The organism is Mesorhizobium escarrei (assembly GCF_935825525.1).
Taxonomy (GTDB): Bacteria; Pseudomonadota; Alphaproteobacteria; order Rhizobiales; family Rhizobiaceae; genus Mesorhizobium; species Mesorhizobium escarrei.
Window position 1 is genome coordinate 61,391 of record NZ_CAKXZT010000079.1, and the last position, 23,175, is coordinate 84,565.

General features: G+C 62.0%; 23 protein-coding genes. 13 read left to right on the top strand and 10 right to left on the bottom strand.

Annotated elements, in window-relative coordinates:
- The first annotated feature begins 345 nt into the window (after positions 1 to 345).
- Both NMG80_RS05420 and NMG80_RS05425 read left to right on the top strand, forming a co-directional pair.
- Positions 346 to 714, top strand: a complete 369-nt coding sequence (locus NMG80_RS05420) for a DUF5330 domain-containing protein (RefSeq protein ID WP_128342660.1) — start codon at positions 346 to 348, stop codon at positions 712 to 714.
- 265 nt (positions 715 to 979) lie between these two features.
- The gene (locus tag NMG80_RS05425; RefSeq protein ID WP_254017191.1) at positions 980 to 1,408 is read left to right on the top strand and encodes a SufE family protein; all 429 of its coding nucleotides are present in this window, start codon (positions 980 to 982) and stop codon (positions 1,406 to 1,408) included.
- 145 nt (positions 1,409 to 1,553) lie between these two features.
- Here NMG80_RS05425 and NMG80_RS05430 read toward each other — a convergent pair whose 3' ends face one another.
- Both NMG80_RS05430 and NMG80_RS05435 read right to left on the bottom strand, forming a co-directional pair.
- Positions 1,554 to 1,979, bottom strand: a complete 426-nt coding sequence (locus tag NMG80_RS05430) for a Ros/MucR family transcriptional regulator (RefSeq protein WP_023800837.1) — start codon at positions 1,977 to 1,979, stop codon at positions 1,554 to 1,556.
- A 429-nt stretch (positions 1,980 to 2,408) separates the two neighbouring features.
- Positions 2,409 to 2,678, bottom strand: coding sequence for an SH3 domain-containing protein (locus tag NMG80_RS05435; protein ID WP_367185925.1), 270 nt, complete (start codon positions 2,676 to 2,678; stop codon positions 2,409 to 2,411).
- Between the two features lie 218 nt (positions 2,679 to 2,896).
- On the opposite strand from NMG80_RS05435, the gene NMG80_RS05440 reads away from it, so the two are divergent.
- On the top strand, positions 2,897 to 5,047 hold the full coding sequence (locus NMG80_RS05440; protein ID WP_254017192.1) for a S9 family peptidase: 2,151 nt from the start codon (positions 2,897 to 2,899) through the stop codon (positions 5,045 to 5,047).
- A gap of 161 nt (positions 5,048 to 5,208) precedes the next feature.
- Positions 5,209 to 5,592, top strand: a complete 384-nt coding sequence (locus NMG80_RS05445) for an SET domain-containing protein (protein WP_254017193.1) — start codon at positions 5,209 to 5,211, stop codon at positions 5,590 to 5,592.
- A gap of 27 nt (positions 5,593 to 5,619) precedes the next feature.
- On the opposite strand, the gene NMG80_RS05450 is transcribed toward NMG80_RS05445, so the two are convergent.
- The 4 genes from NMG80_RS05450 to NMG80_RS05465 form a co-directional block, all read right to left on the bottom strand.
- Complete coding sequence (locus tag NMG80_RS05450; RefSeq protein WP_254017194.1) at positions 5,620 to 6,570, bottom strand: cytochrome c; 951 nt, start codon at positions 6,568 to 6,570, stop codon at positions 5,620 to 5,622.
- A 9-nt stretch (positions 6,571 to 6,579) separates the two neighbouring features.
- On the bottom strand, positions 6,580 to 7,023 hold the full coding sequence (locus NMG80_RS05455) for a c-type cytochrome (RefSeq protein ID WP_254017195.1): 444 nt from the start codon (positions 7,021 to 7,023) through the stop codon (positions 6,580 to 6,582).
- Between the two features lie 205 nt (positions 7,024 to 7,228).
- Complete coding sequence (locus NMG80_RS05460) at positions 7,229 to 7,825, bottom strand: superoxide dismutase (RefSeq protein ID WP_254017196.1); 597 nt, start codon at positions 7,823 to 7,825, stop codon at positions 7,229 to 7,231.
- Between the two features lie 106 nt (positions 7,826 to 7,931).
- Positions 7,932 to 8,810 (bottom strand): branched-chain amino acid aminotransferase, encoded by an 879-nt coding sequence (locus NMG80_RS05465; RefSeq protein WP_254017197.1) that lies wholly within the window; start codon positions 8,808 to 8,810, stop codon positions 7,932 to 7,934.
- A gap of 157 nt (positions 8,811 to 8,967) precedes the next feature.
- Between NMG80_RS05465 and NMG80_RS05470 the strand changes: the two genes are divergently transcribed.
- Positions 8,968 to 9,630, top strand: a complete 663-nt coding sequence (locus NMG80_RS05470) for a haloacid dehalogenase type II (protein WP_254017198.1) — start codon at positions 8,968 to 8,970, stop codon at positions 9,628 to 9,630.
- Positions 9,631 to 9,892: 262 nt separating this feature from the next.
- On the top strand, positions 9,893 to 10,717 hold the full coding sequence (locus tag NMG80_RS05475; protein WP_254017199.1) for a L,D-transpeptidase: 825 nt from the start codon (positions 9,893 to 9,895) through the stop codon (positions 10,715 to 10,717).
- Between the two features lie 119 nt (positions 10,718 to 10,836).
- On the opposite strand, the gene NMG80_RS05480 is transcribed toward NMG80_RS05475, so the two are convergent.
- Positions 10,837 to 12,384 carry a helicase HerA-like C-terminal domain-containing protein gene (locus NMG80_RS05480; protein WP_254017200.1) on the bottom strand — a complete coding sequence of 516 codons (1,548 nt, stop codon included), beginning with the start codon at positions 12,382 to 12,384 and terminating at the stop codon, positions 10,837 to 10,839.
- Between the two features lie 260 nt (positions 12,385 to 12,644).
- Here NMG80_RS05480 and NMG80_RS05485 point away from each other — a divergent pair, with 260 nt between their 5' ends.
- The 4 genes from NMG80_RS05485 (at position 12,645) to NMG80_RS05500 (ending at position 16,883) form a co-directional block, all read left to right on the top strand.
- The gene (locus NMG80_RS05485; protein ID WP_254017201.1) at positions 12,645 to 14,084 is read left to right on the top strand and encodes a methylmalonyl-CoA mutase subunit beta; all 1,440 of its coding nucleotides are present in this window, start codon (positions 12,645 to 12,647) and stop codon (positions 14,082 to 14,084) included.
- On the top strand, positions 14,081 to 16,204 hold the full coding sequence (scpA, locus tag NMG80_RS05490; RefSeq protein WP_254017202.1) for a methylmalonyl-CoA mutase: 2,124 nt from the start codon (positions 14,081 to 14,083) through the stop codon (positions 16,202 to 16,204). Before NMG80_RS05485 ends, scpA begins: the two co-directional genes overlap by 4 nt.
- A gap of 71 nt (positions 16,205 to 16,275) precedes the next feature.
- The gene (locus tag NMG80_RS05495; RefSeq protein ID WP_128247478.1) at positions 16,276 to 16,497 is read left to right on the top strand and encodes an AbrB/MazE/SpoVT family DNA-binding domain-containing protein; all 222 of its coding nucleotides are present in this window, start codon (positions 16,276 to 16,278) and stop codon (positions 16,495 to 16,497) included.
- Positions 16,494 to 16,883, top strand: coding sequence for a type II toxin-antitoxin system death-on-curing family toxin (locus NMG80_RS05500; RefSeq protein ID WP_254017203.1), 390 nt, complete (start codon positions 16,494 to 16,496; stop codon positions 16,881 to 16,883). The genes NMG80_RS05495 and NMG80_RS05500 overlap by 4 nt, the downstream gene beginning before the upstream one ends.
- Here the strand turns inward: NMG80_RS05500 and greA are convergent.
- The 3 genes from greA to NMG80_RS05515 form a co-directional block, all read right to left on the bottom strand.
- Positions 16,880 to 17,353, bottom strand: a complete 474-nt coding sequence (gene greA / locus NMG80_RS05505; RefSeq protein ID WP_254017204.1) for a transcription elongation factor GreA — start codon at positions 17,351 to 17,353, stop codon at positions 16,880 to 16,882. The genes NMG80_RS05500 and greA overlap by 4 nt on opposite strands.
- Positions 17,354 to 17,525: 172 nt before the next feature.
- On the bottom strand, positions 17,526 to 18,530 hold the full coding sequence (locus tag NMG80_RS05510) for an asparaginase (RefSeq protein WP_254017205.1): 1,005 nt from the start codon (positions 18,528 to 18,530) through the stop codon (positions 17,526 to 17,528).
- A gap of 129 nt (positions 18,531 to 18,659) precedes the next feature.
- A complete protein-coding gene (locus tag NMG80_RS05515) occupies positions 18,660 to 19,826 on the bottom strand; it encodes an acetyl-CoA acetyltransferase (RefSeq protein WP_254017206.1) in 1,167 nt (388 codons plus the stop codon).
- A gap of 225 nt (positions 19,827 to 20,051) precedes the next feature.
- On the opposite strand from NMG80_RS05515, the gene betI reads away from it, so the two are divergent.
- From betI to NMG80_RS05530, 3 genes are read left to right on the top strand one after another with little or no spacing between them, the layout of a single operon-like run.
- Positions 20,052 to 20,642, top strand: coding sequence for a choline-binding transcriptional repressor BetI (betI, locus tag NMG80_RS05520; protein WP_254017207.1), 591 nt, complete (start codon positions 20,052 to 20,054; stop codon positions 20,640 to 20,642).
- Entirely contained in the window at positions 20,639 to 22,168 is a 1,530-nt protein-coding gene (gene betC / locus NMG80_RS05525) for a choline-sulfatase (protein WP_254017208.1), read from the top strand. Before betI ends, betC begins: the two co-directional genes overlap by 4 nt.
- Positions 22,165 to 23,172, top strand: coding sequence for a threonine/serine dehydratase family protein (locus NMG80_RS05530; RefSeq protein ID WP_254017209.1), 1,008 nt, complete (start codon positions 22,165 to 22,167; stop codon positions 23,170 to 23,172). The genes betC and NMG80_RS05530 overlap by 4 nt, the downstream gene beginning before the upstream one ends.
- The last annotated feature ends 3 nt before the right edge of the window (positions 23,173 to 23,175 follow it).

Genomic DNA, 23,175 nt, shown 5'->3' on the forward strand with positions numbered 1-23,175 from the left:
ATATTGGGAGGCCGGCGCGGCCAAACCTTGGCAATTGCAGCGATAGTAAATGGAGCGTTATCCGGGCGAACCGTCTTTTCGGCTCTGACAAGCGCCCCCGGCACGCCGCTCTTCTAAAAAATACCTATGGAAAACAGGTGGATAGATGGTTAACCTTAAGTGAAGAAAATCGGCTGGATTTGAGACAAATCCATTGCAAAATGCTGCGTTTCGAATTTGCCTAAAATTTGAGGAAAATTTTCTCTGACCAGGCAAGCCGTCCTTTGCGCGTCTATGCCACTATCGCACCCATAAAGAGGCCATGTCGCACGAACGCATGATCCGGTCACGAATGAGGGCATACAGATGGGCTTTCTGATCAGAATGGCTTTCTGGTTTTCGCTGGTGCTTCTGGCACTGCCGCTGAATGTCGGCTCCGACGAGACAGGCCACCAAAGCGTCGGGCCGATCCAGGCGTTGTTTGCGGCACGCGAAGCCGTCGGCGACATTGCCGGCATATGCGAGCGCAAGCCCGACGTCTGCGAAACCGGCAAGTCCGCAATGCACACGATCACCGCCCGGGCCAAGGAGACAGCCAAGATCGCGGCCGCCATGTTGGACGACAAGACCGCCGAACCCGACACCGCGACAACGACCGGCAGCGTGCCCGAAGACATCGTCTTGCCGGCGAAAGTCCACTTGCCGGCGAAAGTCGAGTTGCCGGCGAAAAACTGAGATATTTTTCAGCGCATCTGTCACAGCACCGCAGGCCATCCGCCCCTAAAGCGCGTCGCATTTGACCGGCCTCACGCGACGCGCTTTAGGTTGTTGTTTTATGCATGTCGTTATCGCAAAACCGCCGCACACCCTCGGGTCAGGCCCTCGGGTCAGGCCCAGGGCCTGACCCGAGGGCATGCTTTTGCGCGACATGCATTATACGCCTATGGTGTTTTCCTCTTTTTCCGTGACGCGGCATCGCCGGATGACTATATCCGGGGTTATGACCACGACGATCCAAACGATCCGCGACGACTTCTCCCTGCTTGACGAGTGGGAAGACCGCTATCGCTATGTGATCGAACTGGGCGAGGCCCTGCCGCCATTTCCCGATGAGGAACGCAACCCTGCCAACAAGGTGCCTGGCTGCGTCAGCCAGGTCTGGCTGACCACCGAGTATGGACCAGGTCCCGACCCAATCGTCACCTTCGCCGGCGATTCGGACGCCCATATTGTGCGCGGCCTCGTCGCTATCATGCTGGCGCTGTTTTCCAGACGACCCGCCAGCGAGATCCAGAAAACCGACGCGGAAGCCACGCTGAAGGCACTTGGCCTCGACGAACACCTGTCGCCGCAACGCGCCAATGGTCTTCGATCCATGGTCAAGCGCATCAAGCGCGACGCTGAGGCGGCCTTGAGGCAGACCGCCTGATCAGACGAACAGCGCGCGATGGCCCGACATGACCGGAGCTGCACTTGTGGCAACGCATATCGATTGCTCCAGCATCGCCCCAAGAGCAAAACGGCGCCCGGAGGCGCCGTTGATCATCTAACCCAGGTTGGGAAGAGAGCCGGTATCAGCGCCCCTTGCGCTTACGGCCGAGACCCATCTTCTTGGCGAGCTGTGAGCGGGCGGCAGCATAGTTGGGAGCAACCATCGGGTAGCTTGCGTCCAGGCCCCATTTTTCACGATACTCGTCGGGCGTCAGACCGTAGTGGGTCATCAAGTGACGCTTCAGCGACTTGAACTTCTTGCCGTCTTCAAGACAGACGATGTAGTCGTCATGGACGGAGCGTTTCGGGTTTACTGCCGGCTTCTGCTTGTCGGCAGGAGGCTGTTCACTGGCCCCGCCCACACGCCCGAGGGCGGCATGGACATCGGCGATGAGGCTCGGCAGCTCGCCGACCGGCACCGGGTTGTTGCTGACATAGGCGGCCACGACGTCGGCCGTCAATTCGATCAGCGCATCACTATTTCTGGAAGGTGTTTCGATAATATCCATGGCTTCTTGGCCCCAACGTGAGTTGTTTCTATCTGCGCCCTATTTTTGATAGGTCGGGCATCGCGCGAAATTTTTGCAGGAAAGAGCCTCTGCGATTCGCGCCGCAGCATCCTAATGAGCCACTAAACCAAGTAAGTCAATTCGCTTCTTGCGCTGTATTCATCGACGGCAATAAAATATTCGACGATCAGCTTCAATCTTTCGTGCACTCTGTGACTTTGCGATTTTTTCTGGCCAGACCAGCAGCGGCGGACACCCGGTCGAGCTCCCTTTACATCCATTAGCGCCAGTAAAAAAATCTCAATGCTTGGCTATGCTTGGTTGTGGTGCAGGCTATCTGGTTGTTTTCAGAGTCCACAAAACCATAGGTTGCGATTTGCTGTTTGCAAGCAAGCCGGAAATCAGCACCGCGGAACCGGCACCGATCCATCAATGTGGGGTGATGTATTTTCCGTAGACCCAGCCGGTGACGAAATTGCCGTTCTGTGCCGGATCGTGCCAGACTTCGCACCAGCGATAGCGGACCTCCTGTTCCTGTTTCGAAACCGGCTGCTTGACGATCTCGAGCAGGTTTATGCCGCCGGTGCATCTCCCGGTCATCTGCAAAACAGCACCGTTGGGATAGGCGGCCTGCTTCTGGGACGATCCCGCCGGATACTTGCGCACGTTGAGCGTGTCGCCAAACGGAACATTGGTCACTTGCCAAGCTGCGAACACGGTTGCATGAGAGATGGGCCGGTGAAGGCCAAGACTGTCGAAGCGACGGCGAAAGCCGCAGCAGCGTGAAAACGAAACTTCATTTTTCCCTCTCCTCCGGCTCATCTCCTGGAGCCGGCGCAAACATATACTCCGGCTCTTGAACCTGCGCTGATCGGCGTGTTCATTCTCCATACAAGTAACTTCCACAGCGAGACGCAATGACCCGAACCCCAGCATTTCCAACTGTCAGCCCGCCGCAACCAGAGAAGCGACCGGTCTTCGATCTGCATCATGGAGTGACGCGGACCGACGACTATGCCTGGCTGAGAGCCAACAACTGGCAAGAGATGTTCAGGGATCCGTCGCTGCTCGACGCCCAGATCCGCGCCCATCTCGAAGCCGAGAACGCCTATCAGGCAGCGCTCATGGCCGACACCGCCCAAGTGCGGAAGCAGCTTTTCAAGGAGATGAAGGGCCGCATCAAGGAGGACGATTCGTCCGTGCCGATGAAGGATGGGCGGTACGCCTATGGGTCATCTTTCAAGCTTGGCGGCGAGCAACCGCGTTATTTCCGCACGCCACGCGAGGGCGGCGACCAAGAGATCCTGCTCGACGGCGATCTCGAGGCCGAAGGCAAGGCCTATTTCCGCCTCGGCGGTGTCGACCATTCGACCGACCACCGCAAGCTTCTCTGGGCCTTCGACGACAAGGGTTCCGAATTCTACACGCTTCGCGTCCGCGATCTCGCCGACGGCAACGATCTGGCGGACAGGATTCCGGATACCGGTGGCGGCGGCGTGTGGGATGCCGGAAATGACGGATTTTTCTACACCCGCCTCGATCCCAACCACCGTCCTTCCAAGGTGCTGTTCCATGCCCTTGGCGACAGTCCCGAGAACGACCGGCTGATCTACGAAGAAACCGATCCAGGTTTCTTCATGAATGTCGGCGGCACACGCTCCAACGAGTGGATCATGGTTGGCATCAACGACCACGAGACCTCGGAATATCGCATCATGAGCGCCAGCGAGCCGTTCGCCGAACCGAAGCTGGTTGCTCCGCGCGAGACCGGCCTGCAATACGACCTCGAAGAAGGCGGCGATGTCTTCTTCATTCTCACCAACGCCGACGGCGCCAAGGATTTCAAGATTATGACCGCGCCGGCGAGCGACCCGGTGCGCGCCAACTGGCAGGAGCTGGTGCCGCACGAGGCGGGCCGGCTGATCCTTTCGGTGATCGGCTTCAAGGACCACATGGTAAGGCTTGAACGCAAGGAAGGCCTGCCGCGAATCGTCGTGCATGACCGCAACAGCGGCGAGGAACACCTCATCTCCTTCGACGAGGAAGCCTTCTCGCTCGGCCTGTCGGGATCCTATGAATACGATACCGAGATCATGCGCTTTTCCTACTCGTCCATGACAACGCCGGCGCAGGTCTTCGACTACAATATGCGGACCCGCGAGCGCGTGCTGCTGAAGACCCAGGAAGTTCCGTCCGGCCACGACCCGGACCATTACGTCACGCGGCGGCTGATGGCGCCCGCAGCCGACGGCGAACTGGTGCCGATCTCGCTCATTCACCATCGCGACACGCCGCTCGACGGGTCAGCGCCTTGCCTGCTTTACGGCTACGGCTCCTACGGCATCACGGTCCCGGCCGCCTTTAACACCAATTTGTTATCGCTGGTCGACCGTGGCTTCGTCTACGCGATCGCCCATGTCCGCGGCGGCAAGGACAAGGGCTATGGCTGGTACGACGACGGCAAGCGGGCGCACAAAATGAACACGTTCACCGATTTCATCGCAGCCGCCCACCATCTCGTCGCCGAACGCTATACGCAACATGACCGCATCGTCGCACAGGGCGGCTCGGCCGGCGGCCTGCTGATGGGCGCCGTCGCGAATATGGCGCCGGAATGCTTCGGCGGTATTGTCGCCGAGGTTCCGTTCGTCGACGTGCTCACCACCATGCTCGACGCGACCTTGCCGCTGACGCCGCCGGAATGGCCCGAATGGGGCAATCCGATCGCCTCGGAGGAGGACTACCGAACGATCGCCGCCTACTCGCCCTATGACAATGTCGCCGCGCTCGACTATCCGCCGATCCTGGCGCTTGCCGGCCTCACCGACCCGCGTGTCACCTATTGGGAGCCGGCCAAGTGGGTGGCGCGGCTGCGCGACCGCAAGATCGGCGACAATCCGGTGCTGTTCAATATCAATATGGACTCCGGTCATGCCGGCGCATCCGGCCGGTTTTCCAGGCTCGAGGAAATCGCCTTCACCTATGCGTTTGCGCTGAAGGTGGCGGGCAAGGCCGACCTTGCCACCACAGCGCCGCCCATCCTTTTGGACTCGCAAACGGCGCTGTAGGAACTTGATCTTGCGCACGATCCCCAGCGGGGAATCGATTCCGATTCGGCTCAGGGCCTGGTCGATTTTCCGCTCGCAATTGCAATGGCCGCGCGCTACCCAATGCGCGGCTTTTCGCAGCCGCGCCACCCAAAATCATCCAGTCACGTCAAGGGTCCGCCATGTTGCTCGTCGACGTCTACCTCGACAAATCGCCCATCCAGGGCATCGGTGTCTTTGCCAAGAACCACATTCCCCGCGGCACACTGGTTTGGAAGCTCGATCCCAATTACGACCGGCGCATCCCTGTCGAGGTCTATGAGCGCGAAACCGGGCCGATCAAAGCTTATCTCGATCGCTATTCCTATCCCGACCGGCGCGACCCGAATTACATCGTCTTCGAAGCCGACGACGCCCGCTACATGAACCATGCCGATGATCCGAATTGCGACGTCTCCTCGCCCGAGGAGACATATGCATCGCGCGACATCGCGCCCGGCGAGGAAATGACCTGCAACTACAATCATTTCTTCGAAACCGGTTTCGATTTCCTCGGCGACCGCTGACGCGCCGCCATCCCGTCCGTTTTTGCGTCAGTTCGAAGGCTGCTTGGGAGCCGGATAGCCGTTGGGATGCGGCGGTATGGCCTTCAGATAGGCTGATATCGCCGCCCGGTCCTCGGGCGTCAACTCGGCCATGTTTCTCTGCACATCGACCATGGCGCCGCCCACCGAATCGAAATCGGGCGTGAAGCCGGTTTCGAGAAAGTAGGCGATGTCGGCCTCCGACCAGTCACTGAGCCCGCCTTCGCCCGAGGTGATGTTCGGCACGATGCCGCTGCCTTCGGCAGCCGCGGCACCCGCCAGCCACTGGCTCTTCCTGGTGCCGCCAGCAAAATCACGCGGCGTGTGGCATTCGCCGCAATGGCCCGGCCCTTCGACCAGGTAGCGGCCGGCCATCACCGGATCCGGCGTGCCATCGGGGAAGGAAACCACCGGCTGGTCACTCAAATAGAGACGTTTCCACAGCCCGATGCCGCGACGGATGTTGAACGGGAATCCCAGCGAATTGGGCGGCGCCTTGCCGGCGACCGCCGGAAGCGTTTTCAGGAAGGCATGAAGATCGGCGATGTCGGCCGGCTTCATGCGTGCGTAGGACGCATAGGGAAACGCCGGATAAAAGTGCTCGCCGCTCGGCGAAACGCCCTTCAGCATGGCGTTGGCGAGGTCTTCGACCGACCAGGCGCCGATACCGTCCGTGGCATCCTGAGAGATGTTCGGTGGCACGAAGATGCCGAACGGCGTCCTGAGTTCGAGACCGCCGACCAGTTGAAGGCGGGCATTGCCTTGCGAGCCTGGCTTCGCATGACAGGATGTACAGCCGCCTGCATAAAAAATGCGCTTGCCCCTGGCGGCATCGCCCGGGCCAAGCTGCGCCAGGGTGTCGGCGTCGAGCCTGACCGGCGCCGACATGAACCAGCCGGCGACCGCGCCGGCGGCGCCCAGAACGAGGGCGGCGCCGACGAGTTTTTTCAGCAGGCGCATCGCCCGCTATCAGCCCTTCTTTATCCTGTATGTCTGGTGGCAGGTGCCGCAGTCGCCGCCTATGGTGTTGAACCCCGCCTTCAAGGCATCGACATCGGCAGGAGCGGCGGCCGCGGCAGCCTTGACGTCGGCGAGATATTTCTCTTCCACCGCCTTGAAGCCGGCCATATCTTCCCAGATCTTGGGGGCAGCGGTGGTGTCGCCGGTGTTGCTGCCAACCGGGAAAAGAGTTTCGACGTTTGCGTGGAATTTCTCAGCGTTGGCCTCCAGCGCCTTCAACGCCGCCAGCACGGCCGCTGCGTCATAAGGGATCTCGCCCTTGACGACTTTCGACAATTGGCCGGCGATCTTGCCACGTTCCTTCATCAGGGCCTGCCGCTCCTGGATCGGATCGGCAAACGCCGCCGAACCGGTGAAGGCGAGCATCGAGATGGCGAGGATAAGCTTTCTCATTCAATTGGCTCCATGATGATCATGTTTCGGGTGAAGGTCCGACTGATCGATAACGGCAAAAGCGGCTTGAAAATTCCGGAGATTCGCCTCACGCTTCTGTGAATTCTCGCGACGGTCATTTCTGTGCTGGAAAATGGCGGCCGATCCTTTGCCACACACAGAAAAGCCCCGGTTTTGCCGGGGCTTTTCTGCAACTCAGTTAGGCCTATGCCTTTTCGTAAAGCTCAAGGACATGGTCCCAGTTGATGAGACTGTCGACGAAGGCTTCAAGATATTTCGGCCGGGCGTTGCGATAGTCGATGTAATAGGAGTGCTCCCAGACATCGACGCCCAGGATCGGCGTCGAACCATGGACCAGCGGGTTCTCCCCGTTCGGCGTCTTCGAGATCGCCAGCTTGCCGTCCTTGACCGAAACCCAGGCCCAGCCCGAACCGAACTGGGTGGTTCCGGCGGCGATGAAATCGGCCTTGAACTTGTCGTAGCCGCCAAGATCGCTGTCGAACGCCTTTTGCAGCGCGCCCGGCAATTTGTTGCCGCCGCCCCCCTTCTTCATCCACTTCCAGAAATGGATGTGATTGTAATGCTGACCGGCATTGTTGAAGAGCCCGGGGTTTTTGCCGAAGGACTGTTTGACAACCTCTTCGACCGACAAATCGCCGAGCCCGGCTTCGGCAGCCAGCTTGTTGCCGTTGTCGACATAGGCCTTGTGGTGCTTGTCGTGGTGATACTCCAGCGTCTCCTTCGACATGTAAGGCTGCAAGGCCTCGTAGTCATAGGGCAAGGCGGGCAGTTCAAAAGCCATCGGTCGTACTCCTCGTGGAAAAATCCGGTGTCGATACCGGACTAACATAGGTCTGGATTGGTGTGGAACAACTCCGGAATGAAGCGCCGGTTCCCCTTTTTGCCAGTCAGCCGGCCGAAGTCGAATGCGCCCAATCCCAATAGAGTTCGCGCGCCTTCTTGGCTACCGGCCCGGGCTGGAGATTGCGATCCTCGACGCGGGTGACCGGCACGACCTTCGAATGATTTCCCGTCGAGAATATCTCGTCCGCTTCGAGGAACTCGCGCACCGACAGCGCCTTTTCGATGGTCTTGAATCCATACGCGTCAAGCAGCGTCATCGTCCGCGAGCGGGTGATGCCGGACAAGAACGTGCCGTTCGGCGCCGGCGTCAGGACATGGCCATCCTTGACCAGGAAAATGTTCGAGGTTCCGGTCTCGGCGACATTGCCCAGCATGTCGAGCACCAGGGCGTTGTCGAAGCCGCGCATCTTGGCTTCAAGGATGGCACGGCCGTTATTGGGATAAAGGCAGCCGGCCTTGGCGTTGGTCGGCATGGTTTCGATGGTCGGGCGGCGGAACGGCGAGACGGTGACCGAAAAGCCCGCCGGCGAGATCATTGGCGATTCGTAAAGGCAAAGGCAAAAGCGGGTCGAGGCCGGATCTGCCGGCACACCCATATAGCCACCATGTTCGGCCCAGTACATCGGCCTTATGTAGACCGCCGTCTTGCCGTCGAACTTCTTCAGCCCGTCCCAGGTCAGCCCGACGATCTTTTCGGCGCTCATGGATGGTTTGAGACCAAGCGCGATTGCCGAAGCGTTCACCCTCGCGGCGTGGCGGTCGAGGTCGGGGGCGACACCCTCGAACCAGCGGGCGCCGTCGAATACGCTGGTGCCGAGCCACATGGCATGGCTGCGCGGCCCCAAAATGGCGACGTTGCCCTCGTACCAGTCGCCATCCACGAAGGTCCATGTCGCGGATTGCGCCGCAGCCGCCAGTGTCATCGCTTGGTTCCGCGTTTCAAAAAGCTGTCCTGTCTGCCATTGGAAGATGCTTTGGCGCCTGCCGTCAACTGATATGGCTGAGATTTGTTAAGGCCAGCGGCCTGCGAATTGCAATCCGTGCTTGCGCCTCGCCTTGCCTCGCCGCAAAACTGTCACCATGCACCATGCGGCTTACGTTTTCGACGCCTACGGCACGCTGTTCGATGTCCATGCCGCCGTGCGCCGTCATGCCGACCAGATCGGGCCAGACGGCCAGCTCCTGTCGGAGATCTGGCGGGCCAAGCAACTGGAATATTCCTGGGTGAGGACGCTGATGGGCGCCTACGCCGACTTCTGGCAACTCACCGAGCAGGCGCTCGATTTCGCCCTGCGCAAGGTTCCCTCCGCGGACAAGGGGCTCAGGGCCAAGCTGCTCGACGCCTATTGGCGGCTGGACTGCTATCCGGAGGTGCCGGCCGTGCTCAAGGCGCTCAAAGCATCCGGCGCCAAGCTGGCGATCCTCTCCAACGGCTCGCCTGAAATGCTGGAAGCGGCGGTTAAATCGGCCGCGCTCGACCAGTTTCTGGACGACATCTATTCCGTCGATGCCGTCAAGCGCTTCAAGGCCGATCCGTCGGTCTACGACATGGTCACGACAGGCTGGCGTCTCTATCCGGGCGCGGTGTCGTTTCAGTCATCCAACCGCTGGGACGTCGCCGGCGCCACCAAATTCGGCTTCCGGACTGTCTGGATCAACCGCTCCAACCAGCCCGAGGAATACCGGGACTTTCCGCCGGCCCTGATCCTGCCCTCGCTCGAAGGCCTGCTCGCCGCAGGCTGACGCATGACGCCAAATCGGAATCGATTTTTGGAAAGGATCATGAGCAAAATAAAACTGCTACAGCGTTCTTTACCGACGCGCGGCGCTGTGGGGCCTGTTGCCTCGGCGCAACAGGGGCGGAACCGTCACAGCTTTGCCTTTGTTTGTTCACCGTCAGGCCAGAATCGGTACCGCCTATCGCGCCAGGCAATGGTAGGGCTGGCGCGCCGTACTGATTGGCATATTCATGTTTGTTTCGATATGAGAATTAAAAAAGGCAACGATGTTCACAACCGAAATCGACTCCTATCGCCTGAGCCGTCGCGGCTTTCTCAACGCCGCTGCGCTCGGCGCCGCCTCGATTGCGGTTTCCGCCTGCACCACGACGGCAAGCCGGCCTGTCGAGCCGCCGCCGCCAGCCAATGTCGAGCCGCCACTCCTGGACTATGCAACAATGTACGGTCCGGTCAGCGACAGCGGATTCGAGCTGCCGGGCATACCCTACGAGAAAATCGACGAGCAATTTCTGCGTCAGATCGTTCCCGATCCGACCGGCCAGCCGCCCGGCACCATCGTCGTCGATACGGCCGGCCACCACCTCTATTTCGTGCGTCCAGGCGGACAAGCCATTCGTTATGGTGTCGGGCTGGGTCGCGCCGGTTTCGAATGGTCTGGCGATGCCGTCGTCCAGTGGAAGCAGAAGTGGCCGAAATGGACCCCGCCGGCCGAAATGATCGCCCGCCAGCCCGAGCTCGCAGAATACAGCGCCGAGAATGGCGGCATGCCCGGCGGGCTCACCAACCCGCTCGGAGCGCGGGCGCTGTATCTCTTCGAGGGCAACGAGGACACGCTTTACCGCCTGCACGGCTCCCCGGAGTGGTTTTCCATAGGCAAATCGGTGTCATCTGGGTGCGTTCGCTTGATAAATCAGGACATTATCGACCTTTATGACCGTGTGCCCAACAAGACGCCGGTGGTCGTTACCGCCGGTGTCGGTCAGGAACTGGTTGCCACGGCAGACCGCAAAGCCATTCCAATCGATGCGGGCGTCCCGGAAGGATCGATCCTGCTCGGCCCGGCAAGGGCGATCTCGGACTCGATCTTCTGAGCTGGTTGAAAGCGCTGGAGCGGCGGACTTTCGGCGCCGCAATTTTCCGGTCCGATGCTTTTCGCTGAGCATCGGATTCATGCAAAACCGGTGCCCACTTTGGATCCGATGCGGTGCTTTCAGCGCCGCCCCCTTGCCAAGCTGCCGAGGATGCCGCGCACGATCGCCCGTCCAACCGACGAGCCGACCGAGCGAACCACCGATTTTATCGCCGCCTCTGCCACCGTCTGGCGATTGGACGATCGCGGCGCCGGTGCTCGCCTGCTGCCGGTGGGCTGGCGGGCGGGATCGTCATTGCCGAAGCCTGGAATGGTCCAGCGCGAGCCGCCGCTCTCCTGCTGCTGCGCCTCCGCGTCCAGCGCATCCTTGGCTTTTTTCTGCAGCATCTCGAAAGCCGATTCGCGATCGACGGTCTGATCGTACTGTCCCGCAACCGGGCTCTCGGTGATCATCGTGCGGCGCTCGTCAGGCGTGATCGGGCCAAGTCGCGACGACGGCGGGCGAACCAGCGTCCGCTGGACCATGGACGGAACACCTTTGGCTTCCAGCGTCGACACCAGCGCCTCGCCGGTGCCGAGCTGCGTGATCACGGTTGCACAGTCGAAGTCGGGATTAGGCCTGAACGTCTCGGCGGCGGTCTTCACAGCCTTCTGCTCCCGCGGCGTGTAAGCGCGCAGGGCGTGCTGCACCCGGTTGCCGAGCTGGGCCAGAACCGTTTCGGGGATATCCAGCGGATTCTGGGTGACGAAGTAAACGCCGACGCCTTTCGAGCGGATCAGGCGGACAACCTGTTCGACCCGGTCGATCAGCACCTTAGGCGCGTCGTCGAACAGAAGGTGCGCCTCGTCGAAGAAGAAGACCAGCTTTGGCTTGTCGGGATCGCCGACTTCGGGCAGCTCCTCGAACAGTTCCGACATCAGCCACAACAGGAATGTCGCATAGAGCCGGGGATTCATCATCAGCTTGTCGGCGGCCAGCACGCTGATCGCGCCGCGCCCGTCGCGGGTGGTGCGCATGATGTCGGCGATCCGCAATGCCGGCTCGCCGAAGAAATTCGTCGCGCCCTGCTGCTCCAGAACCAGCAGCGTGCGCTGGATTGCGCCAACCGAAGGTTTCGTCACATTGCCGTAGCGAGCGCCGATTTCTTCGGCGCGTTCGGCGATGTTGGCAAGAAGCGCTTGCAGGTCCTTCAGGTCCAGCAGCAACATGCCCTCCTCGTCGGCGATGCGGAAGGCGATGTTCATGATGCCTTCCTGCGCCTCGGACAGGTTCATCAGGCGCGACAGAAGCAGCGGCCCCATTTCCGAGACGGTGGCGCGGATCGGATGGCCCTGCTCGCCGAAAAGATCCCAGAAGATGACCGGAAATTCCTGGAAATCATAGGGATCGAGCTTGACCTGCTCGGCGCGCTTGACCAGAAAATCCTGTGCCGTGCCCATCATGGCGATACCGGACAGGTCGCCCTTGATGTCGGCGCAGAAGACCGGCACGCCGGCATTGGAGAAACCTTCCGCCAGAATCTGCAAGCTCACGGTCTTGCCGGTGCCGGTCGCGCCGGTGACCAGGCCGTGACGATTGCCATACTGAAGCAGCAGGGTTTCGGCTCGCTGGTAGCTGTCATCAGGCGTTCGGCTGGCTCCGATGAAAATACTGGTGTCGTCAGCCATGTGTTCGGTCTCCGCAAACCTGAAGTGTTGAATGCCCTGATCTATTGAAAGTAACGGGGCTCGGCGCAGGTATAATGACGCCATTGCGCAGCGACAATGGCCATGGTCGAAATTGGGCTTTTTGGAGCTTGCGGATTTTGCGCATGTTTGGCAATCGGTTGACGGTTCATCGTCGCGGGACGCGTGTTGCATTGTGATATGCGACGGGGAACCGTAGACTGACGTTCCAGGCCTGTCGGCCGAGAAGACGAGGAGAGCGGATGGCCGGTGCCTTGAACCACGATGCCGAACTTCCGAACCCTGACCGGCAGCGGTGGCTGGCCCTTGCGGAAAAAGCCCTGGCCGGCGGATCCTTCGAGGAAAAGCTCGTATCCCATACGGACGATGGCATCCGCATCGAGCCACTCTATGATCGTTCGGTCACCGCAGAGCCTCTCGCGCGGGCAAATCCCGGATCGCCCTGGATCGTCAGCCAGCGTATCGACGACCCCGATGTCGGCCGCGCCAAAGCCCAGGCCCTGGAGGACGTCGCACAGGGCGCCACCGGACTGTCGCTTGTCTTCGAAGGCGCGCCGAATGCGTTCGGCTACGGCCTGCCGAGGACTGCCGAGGCGCTGGAGACCGTGCTGGACGGCGTGCCGCTCAACCGGATCCAGGTCCGCATCGACGCGCATCCCTGGAGCCGCGCGGTGGCCGACTGGCTGGTTGCGTTCTTGGGCAAGCGCCGGTCAGACCCGGCAAAGCTCAACCTGTCCTTCGGTATCGACCCGGCGGCGATCTTTGCCGGAACCGGCCGGCTGCGCATGTCGATCGAGGCCTTGCAGGCGTCGATGCCGCAGTCCCTGGCGCACTTTTTCTCGATGGGCGTGCCCGGGGTCCTGCTGGAGGCAGACGGACGCGTCTTCCACAATGCCGGCGCCACCGAAGCGCAGGAGCTGGGCACCATGATGGCTTCGGCGGTCTCCTATCTCCGGATGTTTGAGGAGGCGCGCCAGCCGCTTGTCTATGCGGCGCCCCATATCGGCTTTGCGCTGAGCGTCGACCAGGACCAGTTCGTATCGATTGCCAAGATCAGGGCCCTGCGCAGGCTGTGGGCGCGGGTCCAGGAGGCATGCTCGATCTCCGCCTCCACCGCCAACATCCATGCCGAGACATCGTTCCGCATGATGACTTCGGCGGACCCGGAGACGAACATCCTGCGCACCACGATCGCCGCTTTTGCCGCGGCAGCCGGCGGGGCGGACTCGGTCTCCATCCTGCCGCATACGATCGCGCATGGCCTCCCGGCGGGCTTTGCCCGCCGTGTCGCCCGCAACACTCAACTGATCATGGCCAACGAAAGCCATATCGATCATGTCGCCGACCCTGCTTGCGGTTCGGGCGCCGTTGAAGCGCTGACTGCCGAACTCTGCGAAGCGGCCTGGGAAGAATTCCAGCGGATCGAGGCGGAAGGCGGCGTGCTGTCCAGTCTGCAGCAAGGACATATCCAGAAACGGGTTCAGGCGGCCTCCGCCCGCCGCAATGCCGCCTATCAGGCGGGCGAGCGGGCCATCATCGGCACGACGCTTCACCCGTTGAAGAGCGAACGTCCGGTCGAAACCTTGGCGGCGGAGCGGCGGCCCGCGGTCACCGAGGGCGTCGCGGTGTGCGAGCCGCTGTTTCCGATCCGTATCGATCAATCGATCGGAGCAGCATCATGATCCCGGATTTCAGCCAAATCGGCTGGTCGGCGCCGCGCCGGGCGCCGATCGAGGTCAAGGGCCAACGGATGACCCCGGAAGGACTGGCCATCAAGCATGTGTACAACCAGGGCGACCTCAAGGGGTTGCCGTATCTCGACATTTATCCGGGCCTGCCGCCATTCGTGCGCGGCCCCTACCCAACCATGTATGTCCAGCAGCCGTGGACGATCCGGCAATATGCCGGCTTCTCGACGGCGGAAGAGTCGAACGCCTTTTATCGGCGCAACCTCGCGGCCGGCCAGAAGGGACTGTCGGTCGCTTTCGACCTTGCCACGCATCGCGGCTACGACAGCGACCATCCGCGCGTTGCCGGTGATGTCGGCATGGCCGGCGTCGCCATCGATTCCATCCTCGACATGCGCCAGCTCTTCGACGGCATCCCGCTTGACGAGATGACGGTGTCGATGACCATGAACGGCGCGGTGCTGCCGATCATGGCGCTCTATATCGTCGCCGCGGAAGAACAGGGCGTTGCGCAAAAGGACCTCGCCGGGACCATTCAGAACGATATTCTGAAAGAGTTCATGGTCCGCAACACCTACATCTATCCGCCAAAACCTTCGATGCGGATCGTGTCGGACATCTTCTCCTACACGTCGCAGCACATGCCGAAGTTCAATTCGATTTCGATCTCCGGCTATCACATGCAGGAGGCAGGGGCGACCGCCGACCTCGAGCTCGCCTACACGATCGCCGATGGCATCGAATATGCCCGCGCCGGTGTCGCGGCGGGTCTCGATATCGACCGTTTTGCGCCGCGCCTTTCCTTCTTCTGGGCGATCGGCATGAACTTCTTCATGGAAGTCGCCAAGCTGAGGGCAGCCCGCCTGTTGTGGTCGACCCTGATGCTGAAGAACTTCTTGCCGAAGGACGAGCGCTCGTTGTCGCTGCGCACCCATTGCCAGACTTCGGGCTGGTCGCTAACGGCGCAGGACCCTTACAACAACATCATCCGTACCATGATCGAGGCGATGGCGGCGACGCAGGGTCATACGCAATCGCTGCACACCAACTCCTTCGACGAGGCGATGGCGCTGCCGACCGACCATTCAGCCCGCATCGCCCGCAACACGCAGCTCATCCTGCAAAAGGAATCTGGCACCGCCCGCATCATCGACCCGTGGGGCGGCTCTGCCTATCTCGAACGGCTGACGCATGACCTGGCGGCGCGCGCGCTTGCCCATATCGAAGAGGTCGAGAGCCTTGGCGGCATGGCCGCCGCAACCGAAAAAAACATCCCGAAGCTGCGCATCGAAGAGGCCGCCGCGCGTACGCAGGCGCGGATCGATTCCGGCGAGCAGATCCTGGTCGGCGTCAACGCCCATCGTCCCGAGACGGATATCAAAGTCGACGTGCTGAAGATCGACAACGCCGGAGTCAGAGCCCGGCAATTGTCGAAACTGCAGCGGCTGAAAGGCACGCGCGACGTCGGCGCCGTCGAGAGCGCACTGAGTGCGCTGAGCCGGGCTGCTGAGAGCGGCGAAAATCTGCTGGAGTTCGCCATTCGCGCCGCGCGCGCCAACGCCACGGTCGGCGAGATTTCGCTGGCGCTGGAAAAGGTTTTCGGCCGCCATGTCGCCTCGGTCCAGACGATCTCCGGCGTCTATCGCAAGGCGCTCGGCGACAATCCGGTGGTCGATCGGCTGCAGGACAAGATCGTGGCGTTCGAGGAGAAGTCCGGCGGCAAGCCACGCATTCTCGTCGCCAAGATGGGACAGGACGGCCATGATCGCGGCCAGAAGGTGATCGCCACCGCCTTTGCCGATCTCGGCTTCGACGTCACCGTCGGGCCGATGTTCCAGACGCCGGACGAGATCGGCAGGCTGGCGGTCGAGCACGACGTTCATATCATCGGCGCCTCGTCGCTGGCGGCGGGCCATTTGACGCTCATTCCTGAACTCAGGGACGCGCTGAAGAAGCTCGGACGCGACGATATGCTGATCGTTGCCGGCGGCGTCATCCCGCCGCAAGATTACGACGCTGTGATGCAGGCGGGGGCGGCGGAGATCTTCCCGCCTGGCACCGTCATCCCGGAAGCGGCGGAGCGGCTGATGGATAGACTGCTGCAGGTCGGCTGAAGCTGTTATAATGCATGTTGCAACGACCGACCATCCGAGTTATAATCGGTGTTGCAACAAAGGCTGAACCCATGAACACGACCATTCGCAAGATCGGCAATTCCGAAGGCGTCATCTTGCCCAAGGAAATTCTCGACCACCTGAACCTGAAGGCCGGCGACCAGCTTGAAATCGTCGAAACGAGCAAGGGCATCGCACTTCAGCCGGTGGATGACAGCTTCGAGCGGCAGATGGAAGCTGCTCGCCAAGTCATGGACAAATACAAAGTCGCGCTTCAGAAGCTCGCCGAATGAGCTGGCAATTCCTGAGCCGGCGCGCCGTGGAAGCGATGCACGCGGAGCAGTTGCGCCGGCATGGCGGCGCGCAGGGTTTGCGAGATGAGAATGCTCTTGAATCGGCGCTCGCCCGCGCCGAGAACAAGGCGAACTATGGCGATCCATCGATCGAGGACCTGGCTGCGGCCTATATCTTCGGCATCGCCAGAAACCACGCCTTTGTCGACGGCAACAAGCGCACGGCTATCGTCGCCGCCGGCGCGTTTCTGATTGTCAACGGCTATTCGCTGACGGCCGACAACGGCACGATCTATGAGTTCGTCATGGGTGTCGCCGCCGGCGAAATCGACGAGGCAGGTGCTGCCGCGTTCTTCCGCGACCATGTCGTCAAGATCGAGGCCTAACTGTCACTCAGCTTGACGATTTCCCACTCCTTGCCGTTCACCACGGCAGTTTCGCCGACCTTCTTGCCGAATAAAGCCAGGGCCATCGGTGAAACATGGGAAATCGTCCCCTTGGCTGGATCGGCTTCATCCTCGCCGACGATCTTCCAGTGGACGTTTCTGCCGTCATCGCCTTCCAGCGTGACGCCCATGCCGAAGCGAACCAGGTCGCTGCCCGGTTCCGGCACGGAAAGCTCGGCGCTTTCACGCCGCGCGGTCCAGTAGCGCAGGTCGCGCGAGATAAGCGCGATGCGCTCACGGTCGGCCCTCTTTTCCGCCCTGCCGAGTTCTTCGCGCAGGGCCGCCAGTTCGGCATCGATCATTGCCAGGCCGCGTTGCGTCACCAGATTGCGGTGGTGGCTGATCGGCCGCTCGCCGATGCCGGCGATGGCGTTTTCGCTATCCTCTTCGCGCGTGAAGGCTCTGCTCATTGGTCGAGCTTATGCCTCGCGCGGCGACTTCACAAGCTATTGCCGGCAAAGGATCGGCCGATCCGGTCTGGCACAATTCCTGCGCGGCGCGACGGCCGAACGCTGGGGAACTGTGCCGATGTTGAAGCGCACCTGACCATCGGACGCAACCCTGTGAGCTAAATGCCCGTTTTCAGCTCAGCGCAGCAGTGGCGCGGAGTGAGCCGACCTTGGCGCCGATCCGGCTTTCTACGGGCGGATGGGCCTGTTCGATCAGTATTGCCGCCAGCGCCTTGTCGGCGTGCAAAACCCGGGCCATGCACGCCGCTACCATAACTTCAGCGGCGCGGCCGGCGCCATCATCGCATTTCAGCGCAATGCCAAGGCCAAGCTCGGGAAGTGCCGCGCAATAGACGCCTTCGGCCCCTCCCTTTACAAAAATCCGGCCTGACGCGGCCTGCATCAGCGCAACATCAGCCCTGCCCGTGCCGGCGACCAGAAATGGCTCGGCCATGCAGGCGGAAAGCAGCCGCTTTGCGGCCCTGGCGCGCACGGGTTCAAAGCCGACACCGGTCGCCATGCGCGCAAAGCCCAGGGCGAAGCTGCGCAGCGGCACGGCATAGGTCGGGATCGAGCAGCCGTCAGTGCCGCAATGGTCGAAATCATGGGCAGCACCGGTCACCGCTTGCATCGCATCGCGCACCATCTCTTGCGAGGCATGGCCGGATTTGACGTAGCCGCGATGGGCGACGCCGGCGTGGACGCAGGTACAGAGGAAGCCCGCATGCTTGCCAGAACAATTGTTGTGCAGCGCGTTTGGCAAGCTGCCGGCACGGGCCAGCGCAATTGTCGCGTCATGGCTGGACGGCCAATGCGCGCCGCATTCCAGCGCCGCCACGTCCAGCCCGGCCTTGGCCAGCATCGCCCGCGCCAGTTCGACATGCGCCGGCTCGCCGGAATGTGAAGCGCAGGCCAGTGCCAGTTCGCGATCGCCGAAACCGTACGCATCGGCGGCGCCGCTTTCGACCAGCGGCAGCGCCTGGATCGCCTTAACCGCCGAGCGCGGGAACACCGGGCGAGCCGTATCGCCGATTTCCAGGAACGGCTTACCATCGGCATCGAAGACCGCAATGGCGCCACGATGCGCGCTCTCGACCACGGCGCCGCGCAAAACTTCGACCAGAACCGGATTTGTCATGAATTCCCCGCTAACGCATGACCTCGAAAATCGGATTCGATTTTCGAAAAGGATCATGCGTAAAATCGAAGTGTTACAGCGTCCTTTGCGCGGCCGGAAGGGCGCGCGGCGCTGTAATGCGGGCCGCTTTTATCTGATCCGATCGAGAATGGAAACGTAGTTGGCGACTGCGGCGCCGCCCATATTGAAGATGCCGCCGAGCTTGGCGCCCGGCACCTGGATGCCGCCGGCCTCGCCGACGAGCTGCATGGCGCTCAGCACATGCATCGAGACGCCGGTGGCGCCGATCGGATGGCCCTTGGCTTTCAGCCCGCCTGACGGATTGACCGGCAACCGGCCGTCCTTCGCCGTCTCGCCGTCCAGCGCCAGTTTTGCGCCCTCGCCCGGTTTCGCCAGGCCCATCGCCTCATATTCGATCAGCTCGGCTATCGTGAAGCAGTCATGCGTCTCGACGAAGGACAGATCGTCGAGCGTCACACCGGCCTTGTTCAGCGCCTGGTTCCACGCCTGCTCGCATCCCTCGAATGCCAGGATGTCGCGCTTCGACATCGGCAGGAAATCCTGCACATGCTCGTTGGCGCGGAAAGCGACGGCGCGGCGCATCTTCAATGCCGTCGCCGTGTCGGCAAGCACCAGGGCGGCGGCGCCGTCCGAGACCAGGGAGCAGTCGGTGCGCTTCAGGGGACCGGCGACGAAGGGGTTCTTCTCGCTCTCGTGCCGGCAGAACTCGTAGCCGAAATCCTTGCGCATCTGCGCGCAGGGATTGTCGACGCCGTTCCTGTGGTTCTTGGCGGCGATCATCGCCAGAGCGTCCGACTGGTCGCCATAGCGTTGGAAATAGGCTTGCGCGATCTGGCCGAAAACGCCGGCGAAGCCTGCCGGCGTGTCGCCCTCCTCGGGCAGATAAGAGGCCTTGAGAAGGTTCTTGCCGATTTCTGGACCTGATGTCGTCGTCATCTGCTCGGCGCCGACTACCAGCACGATGCGCGCCGCATTGGCGTCGATGGCGCGGATGCCTTGCCTGACCGCCGCCGAGCCGGTGGCGCAGGCGTTCTCGACGCGCGTCGCCGGCTTGAAGCGCAGCCGGTCGTCGGCCTGCAAGACCAGGCTTGCGGTGAAATCCTGTGCGGAAAAGCCGGCATTGAAGTGGCCGAGCACGATCTCGTCGACCTCATCCGGGCCGATGCCGGCATGATCGAGCGCCTCGCTGGCCACCTTGGTGATCAGGCCCTCCAGCGTCTCGCCTTCTAGCTTGCCGAAGCGCGAATGCGCCCAGCCGACGATGCATGCTGTCATGGTTATCTCCATCCTTCGGGCGGGCTACGCGATGTCGCGGCGCGCTATCGACATTGTTCAAGCATGAACCGTTCCAGCGACTTCGTGAAGGGGCCAGAACCACACAATCGCTTGATCTTGATATCTGGTCATAGCGCCTGACCTTTGCCACCCCAATTTAGGCTGGATTTTTGTTGATTGATCCGTCAATAAAAAATAAACCTGTTGCAAGTCGCCGGAGCAAAGATGCCGAAAATCGGAATGGAGCCGTTGCGCCGCAGGGCGCTCATCGACGCGACGATATCGGCGATCGGCGAGCGCGGTTCGCTTGATGTGACGATGTCTGAAATCGCCGGGCGCGCCGGCGTGTCCTCGGCGCTCGCCCATCACTATTTCGGCGCCAAGGACGAACTTTTGCTGGCGACGATGCGGCACATCCTGGCCGAGCTGACCGCCGACATGCGGCGCGCGCTTCGATCGGCCAGCACGGCACGCCAGCGCGTTTCGGCCGTGGTCGCCGTCAATTTCTCCGACGCCCAGTTCCAGCCGGAAACGATAGCCGCCTGGCTCGCCTTCTATGTCGAGGCGCAGAAATCGGCAGCGCTGCGCCGGCTGCTCAAGGTCTATGCGCGGCGCCTGCATTCCAATCTGTTGAGCGGGCTGACCGGCATCCTGCCGAGAAGCGAAGCCGACCGCGTCGCCGAGGCGACAGCGGCGCTGATCGACGGGCTCTACATCAGACGCGCGCTGAAGGACGGCGTACCCAATGCCGCGACCGCGATCGCACTGATCGAGGATTATCTCGAAACGAAACTCGGCCGGCGGAGCGCGCAGTGACGTCCAAGCGACCCAATTTTCTGATCGTCATGGTCGATCAGCTCGCCGGCACGCTGTTCCCAGACGGGCCGGCGGACTTCCTGCATGCGCCGCATCTGAAGGCGCTGGCGGCTCGTTCGGCACGCTTCAAGAACAACTACACCGCCTCGCCGCTCTGCGCGCCCGGCCGCGCCGCGTTCATGAGCGGCCAGTTGCCATCGCGCACCGAGGTCTATGACAATGCCGCCGAATTCGCCTCTTCGATCCCGACCTATGCGCATCATCTGCGCGCCGCCGGCTACCACACCTGCCTGTCCGGCAAGATGCATTTCGTCGGGCCGGATCAGTTGCATGGCTTCGAGGAGCGGCTGACCACCGACATCTATCCGGCCGATTTCGGTTGGACGCCGGATTATCGCAAGCCCGGCGAGCGGATCGACTGGTGGTATCATAATCTCGGTTCCGTGGCCGGCGCCGGTGTCGCCGAGATCACCAATCAGATGGAATATGACGACGAAGTCGCTTTTCACGCGGTGCAGAAGCTTTATGATTTCGCCCGCGTCTCGGACGATGCCGCGCGCCGGCCGTGGTGCCTGACCGTCTCCTTCACCCATCCGCACGACCCTTATGTCGCGCGCCGGCGCTACTGGGACCTCTACGAGGATTGCCTGGCGCTCGAGCCTGAAGTCGGCTTCGTCTCCTATGACGAACAGGATCCGCATTCAAAGCGGCTGTACCGCGCCAGCGACTATGACAGTTTCGACATCACCGGCGAGCAGATCCGCCGCGCGCGGCGCGGCTATTTCGCCAGCATCTCCTATCTCGACGACAAGGTCGGCGAACTGCTGTCGGTGCTCGAGCGCACGCGGACGCTCGATGACACGATCATCCTGTTCTGCTCCGATCATGGCGACATGCTCGGCGAGCGCGGTCTGTGGTTCAAGATGTGCTTCTTCGAGGGCTCAGCGCGGGTGCCGCTGATGATCGCCGGAAAAGACGTCCCAGCCACACTGATCGACGCGCCGGTCTCCAATCTTGACCTGACGCCGACGCTTTGCCACCTCGCCGGCATCGACATGAGCGCGATTGCGCCATGGACCGACGGCCAGTCGCTGCTGCCGCTGCTCGACGGCAAGGAACGCACCGCACCGGTGCTGATGGAGTATGCGGCCGAAGGCTCCAACGCGCCGATGGTGGCGATACGCGAGGGCCGTTATAAATTCATCCATTGCGAGATCGATCCGCCGCAACTGTTTGATCTTGAATCGGATCCGCGGGAATTGACCAACCTCGCCGCCGATCCGGCGCACGCGGCTTTGGTGGCTTCTTTCACCGACAAGGTCCGGGCGCGCTGGGACATGGCTGCCTTCGATACCGCCGTACGCGCCAGCCAGGCGCGCCGCTGGGTGGTCTATCCGGCGCTGCGCAACGGCACGCATTACCCCTGGGAATTCCAGCCGCTGCAGAAGGCCTCGGAACGTTACATGCGCAACCACATGAACCTCGACCTGCTCGAAGAGCAGAAGCGCTTTCCGCGAGGCGAATGATGACAACGCTCGTCCCCTCCCTCGATCACCTCAAACAGGCCTATGCCGTCACCGCCAAGGCGACGCAGATCACGCCGCTGCTGGATTCGGCGGCCTTGGCCAGAGAGACCGGCGCCGCGCGCGTCTTTGTTAAGCCGGAGTCGCTGCAATGGGCGGGTTCCTTCAAGGTGCGCGGCGCCTATTGGCGGCTGAAGCGGCTTTCGCCCGATGAAGCCAGGAAGGGCGTCGTCGCCTATTCCTCCGGCAATTTCGCGCAAGGCCTGGCCGCCGCCGGCCAGGCGCTGGGCATTCCGGTGACCATCGTCATGCCGATCGACGCGCCGGCCGCCAAGCGCGACGCAACGACCGGCTATGGCGCGCGCGTGGTGCTGACCGACCATGGCGAGCGCGCGCGTGAGGAGGTTGCCGCCGCCACCGCGCGCGAGATCGCCGAGACCGAGGGGCTGGCGCTGCTGCATCCGTTCGACGACCCCGAGATCGTCGCCGGCCAGGCTGGTGCCGGGCTGGAGGCACTCGAGCAACTCGATGCCAGGAATGCCAGCGCCGATCTGCTGTTCTGCGCGGTCGGCGGCGGCGGGCTGATCGGCGGCGTTTCGCTGGCTTTCCACTATCTGTCGCCGGCGACCGAGATCTTCGGCGTCGAGCCGGAAGGTTTCGACGGCATGGGCGCGTCGCTGGCGCATGGCGTCATCGAAACCATGCCGATCGGGCCGAAATCGATATGCGACGGGCTGATGGCGCGCAAGCCCGGCGATGCGCCGTTCGCGGCGCTCAGAACCGCGGGCGTTCGCGGCATCACCGTCGACGATCAATCGGTGCGCCACGCGATGCGCATCGCGTTCGAACGGTTGAAGCTGGTGCTGGAACCTTCGGGCGCTGCATCGCTGGCGGCGCTGCTCGGCGGCAAGGTGGATGTGAGCGGCAAGAGCGTGCTCGTGGTGGCAACTGGCGGCAATGTCTCGCTCACCGATTTCATGACGCATATGAACGATGGGCGCATATGAACC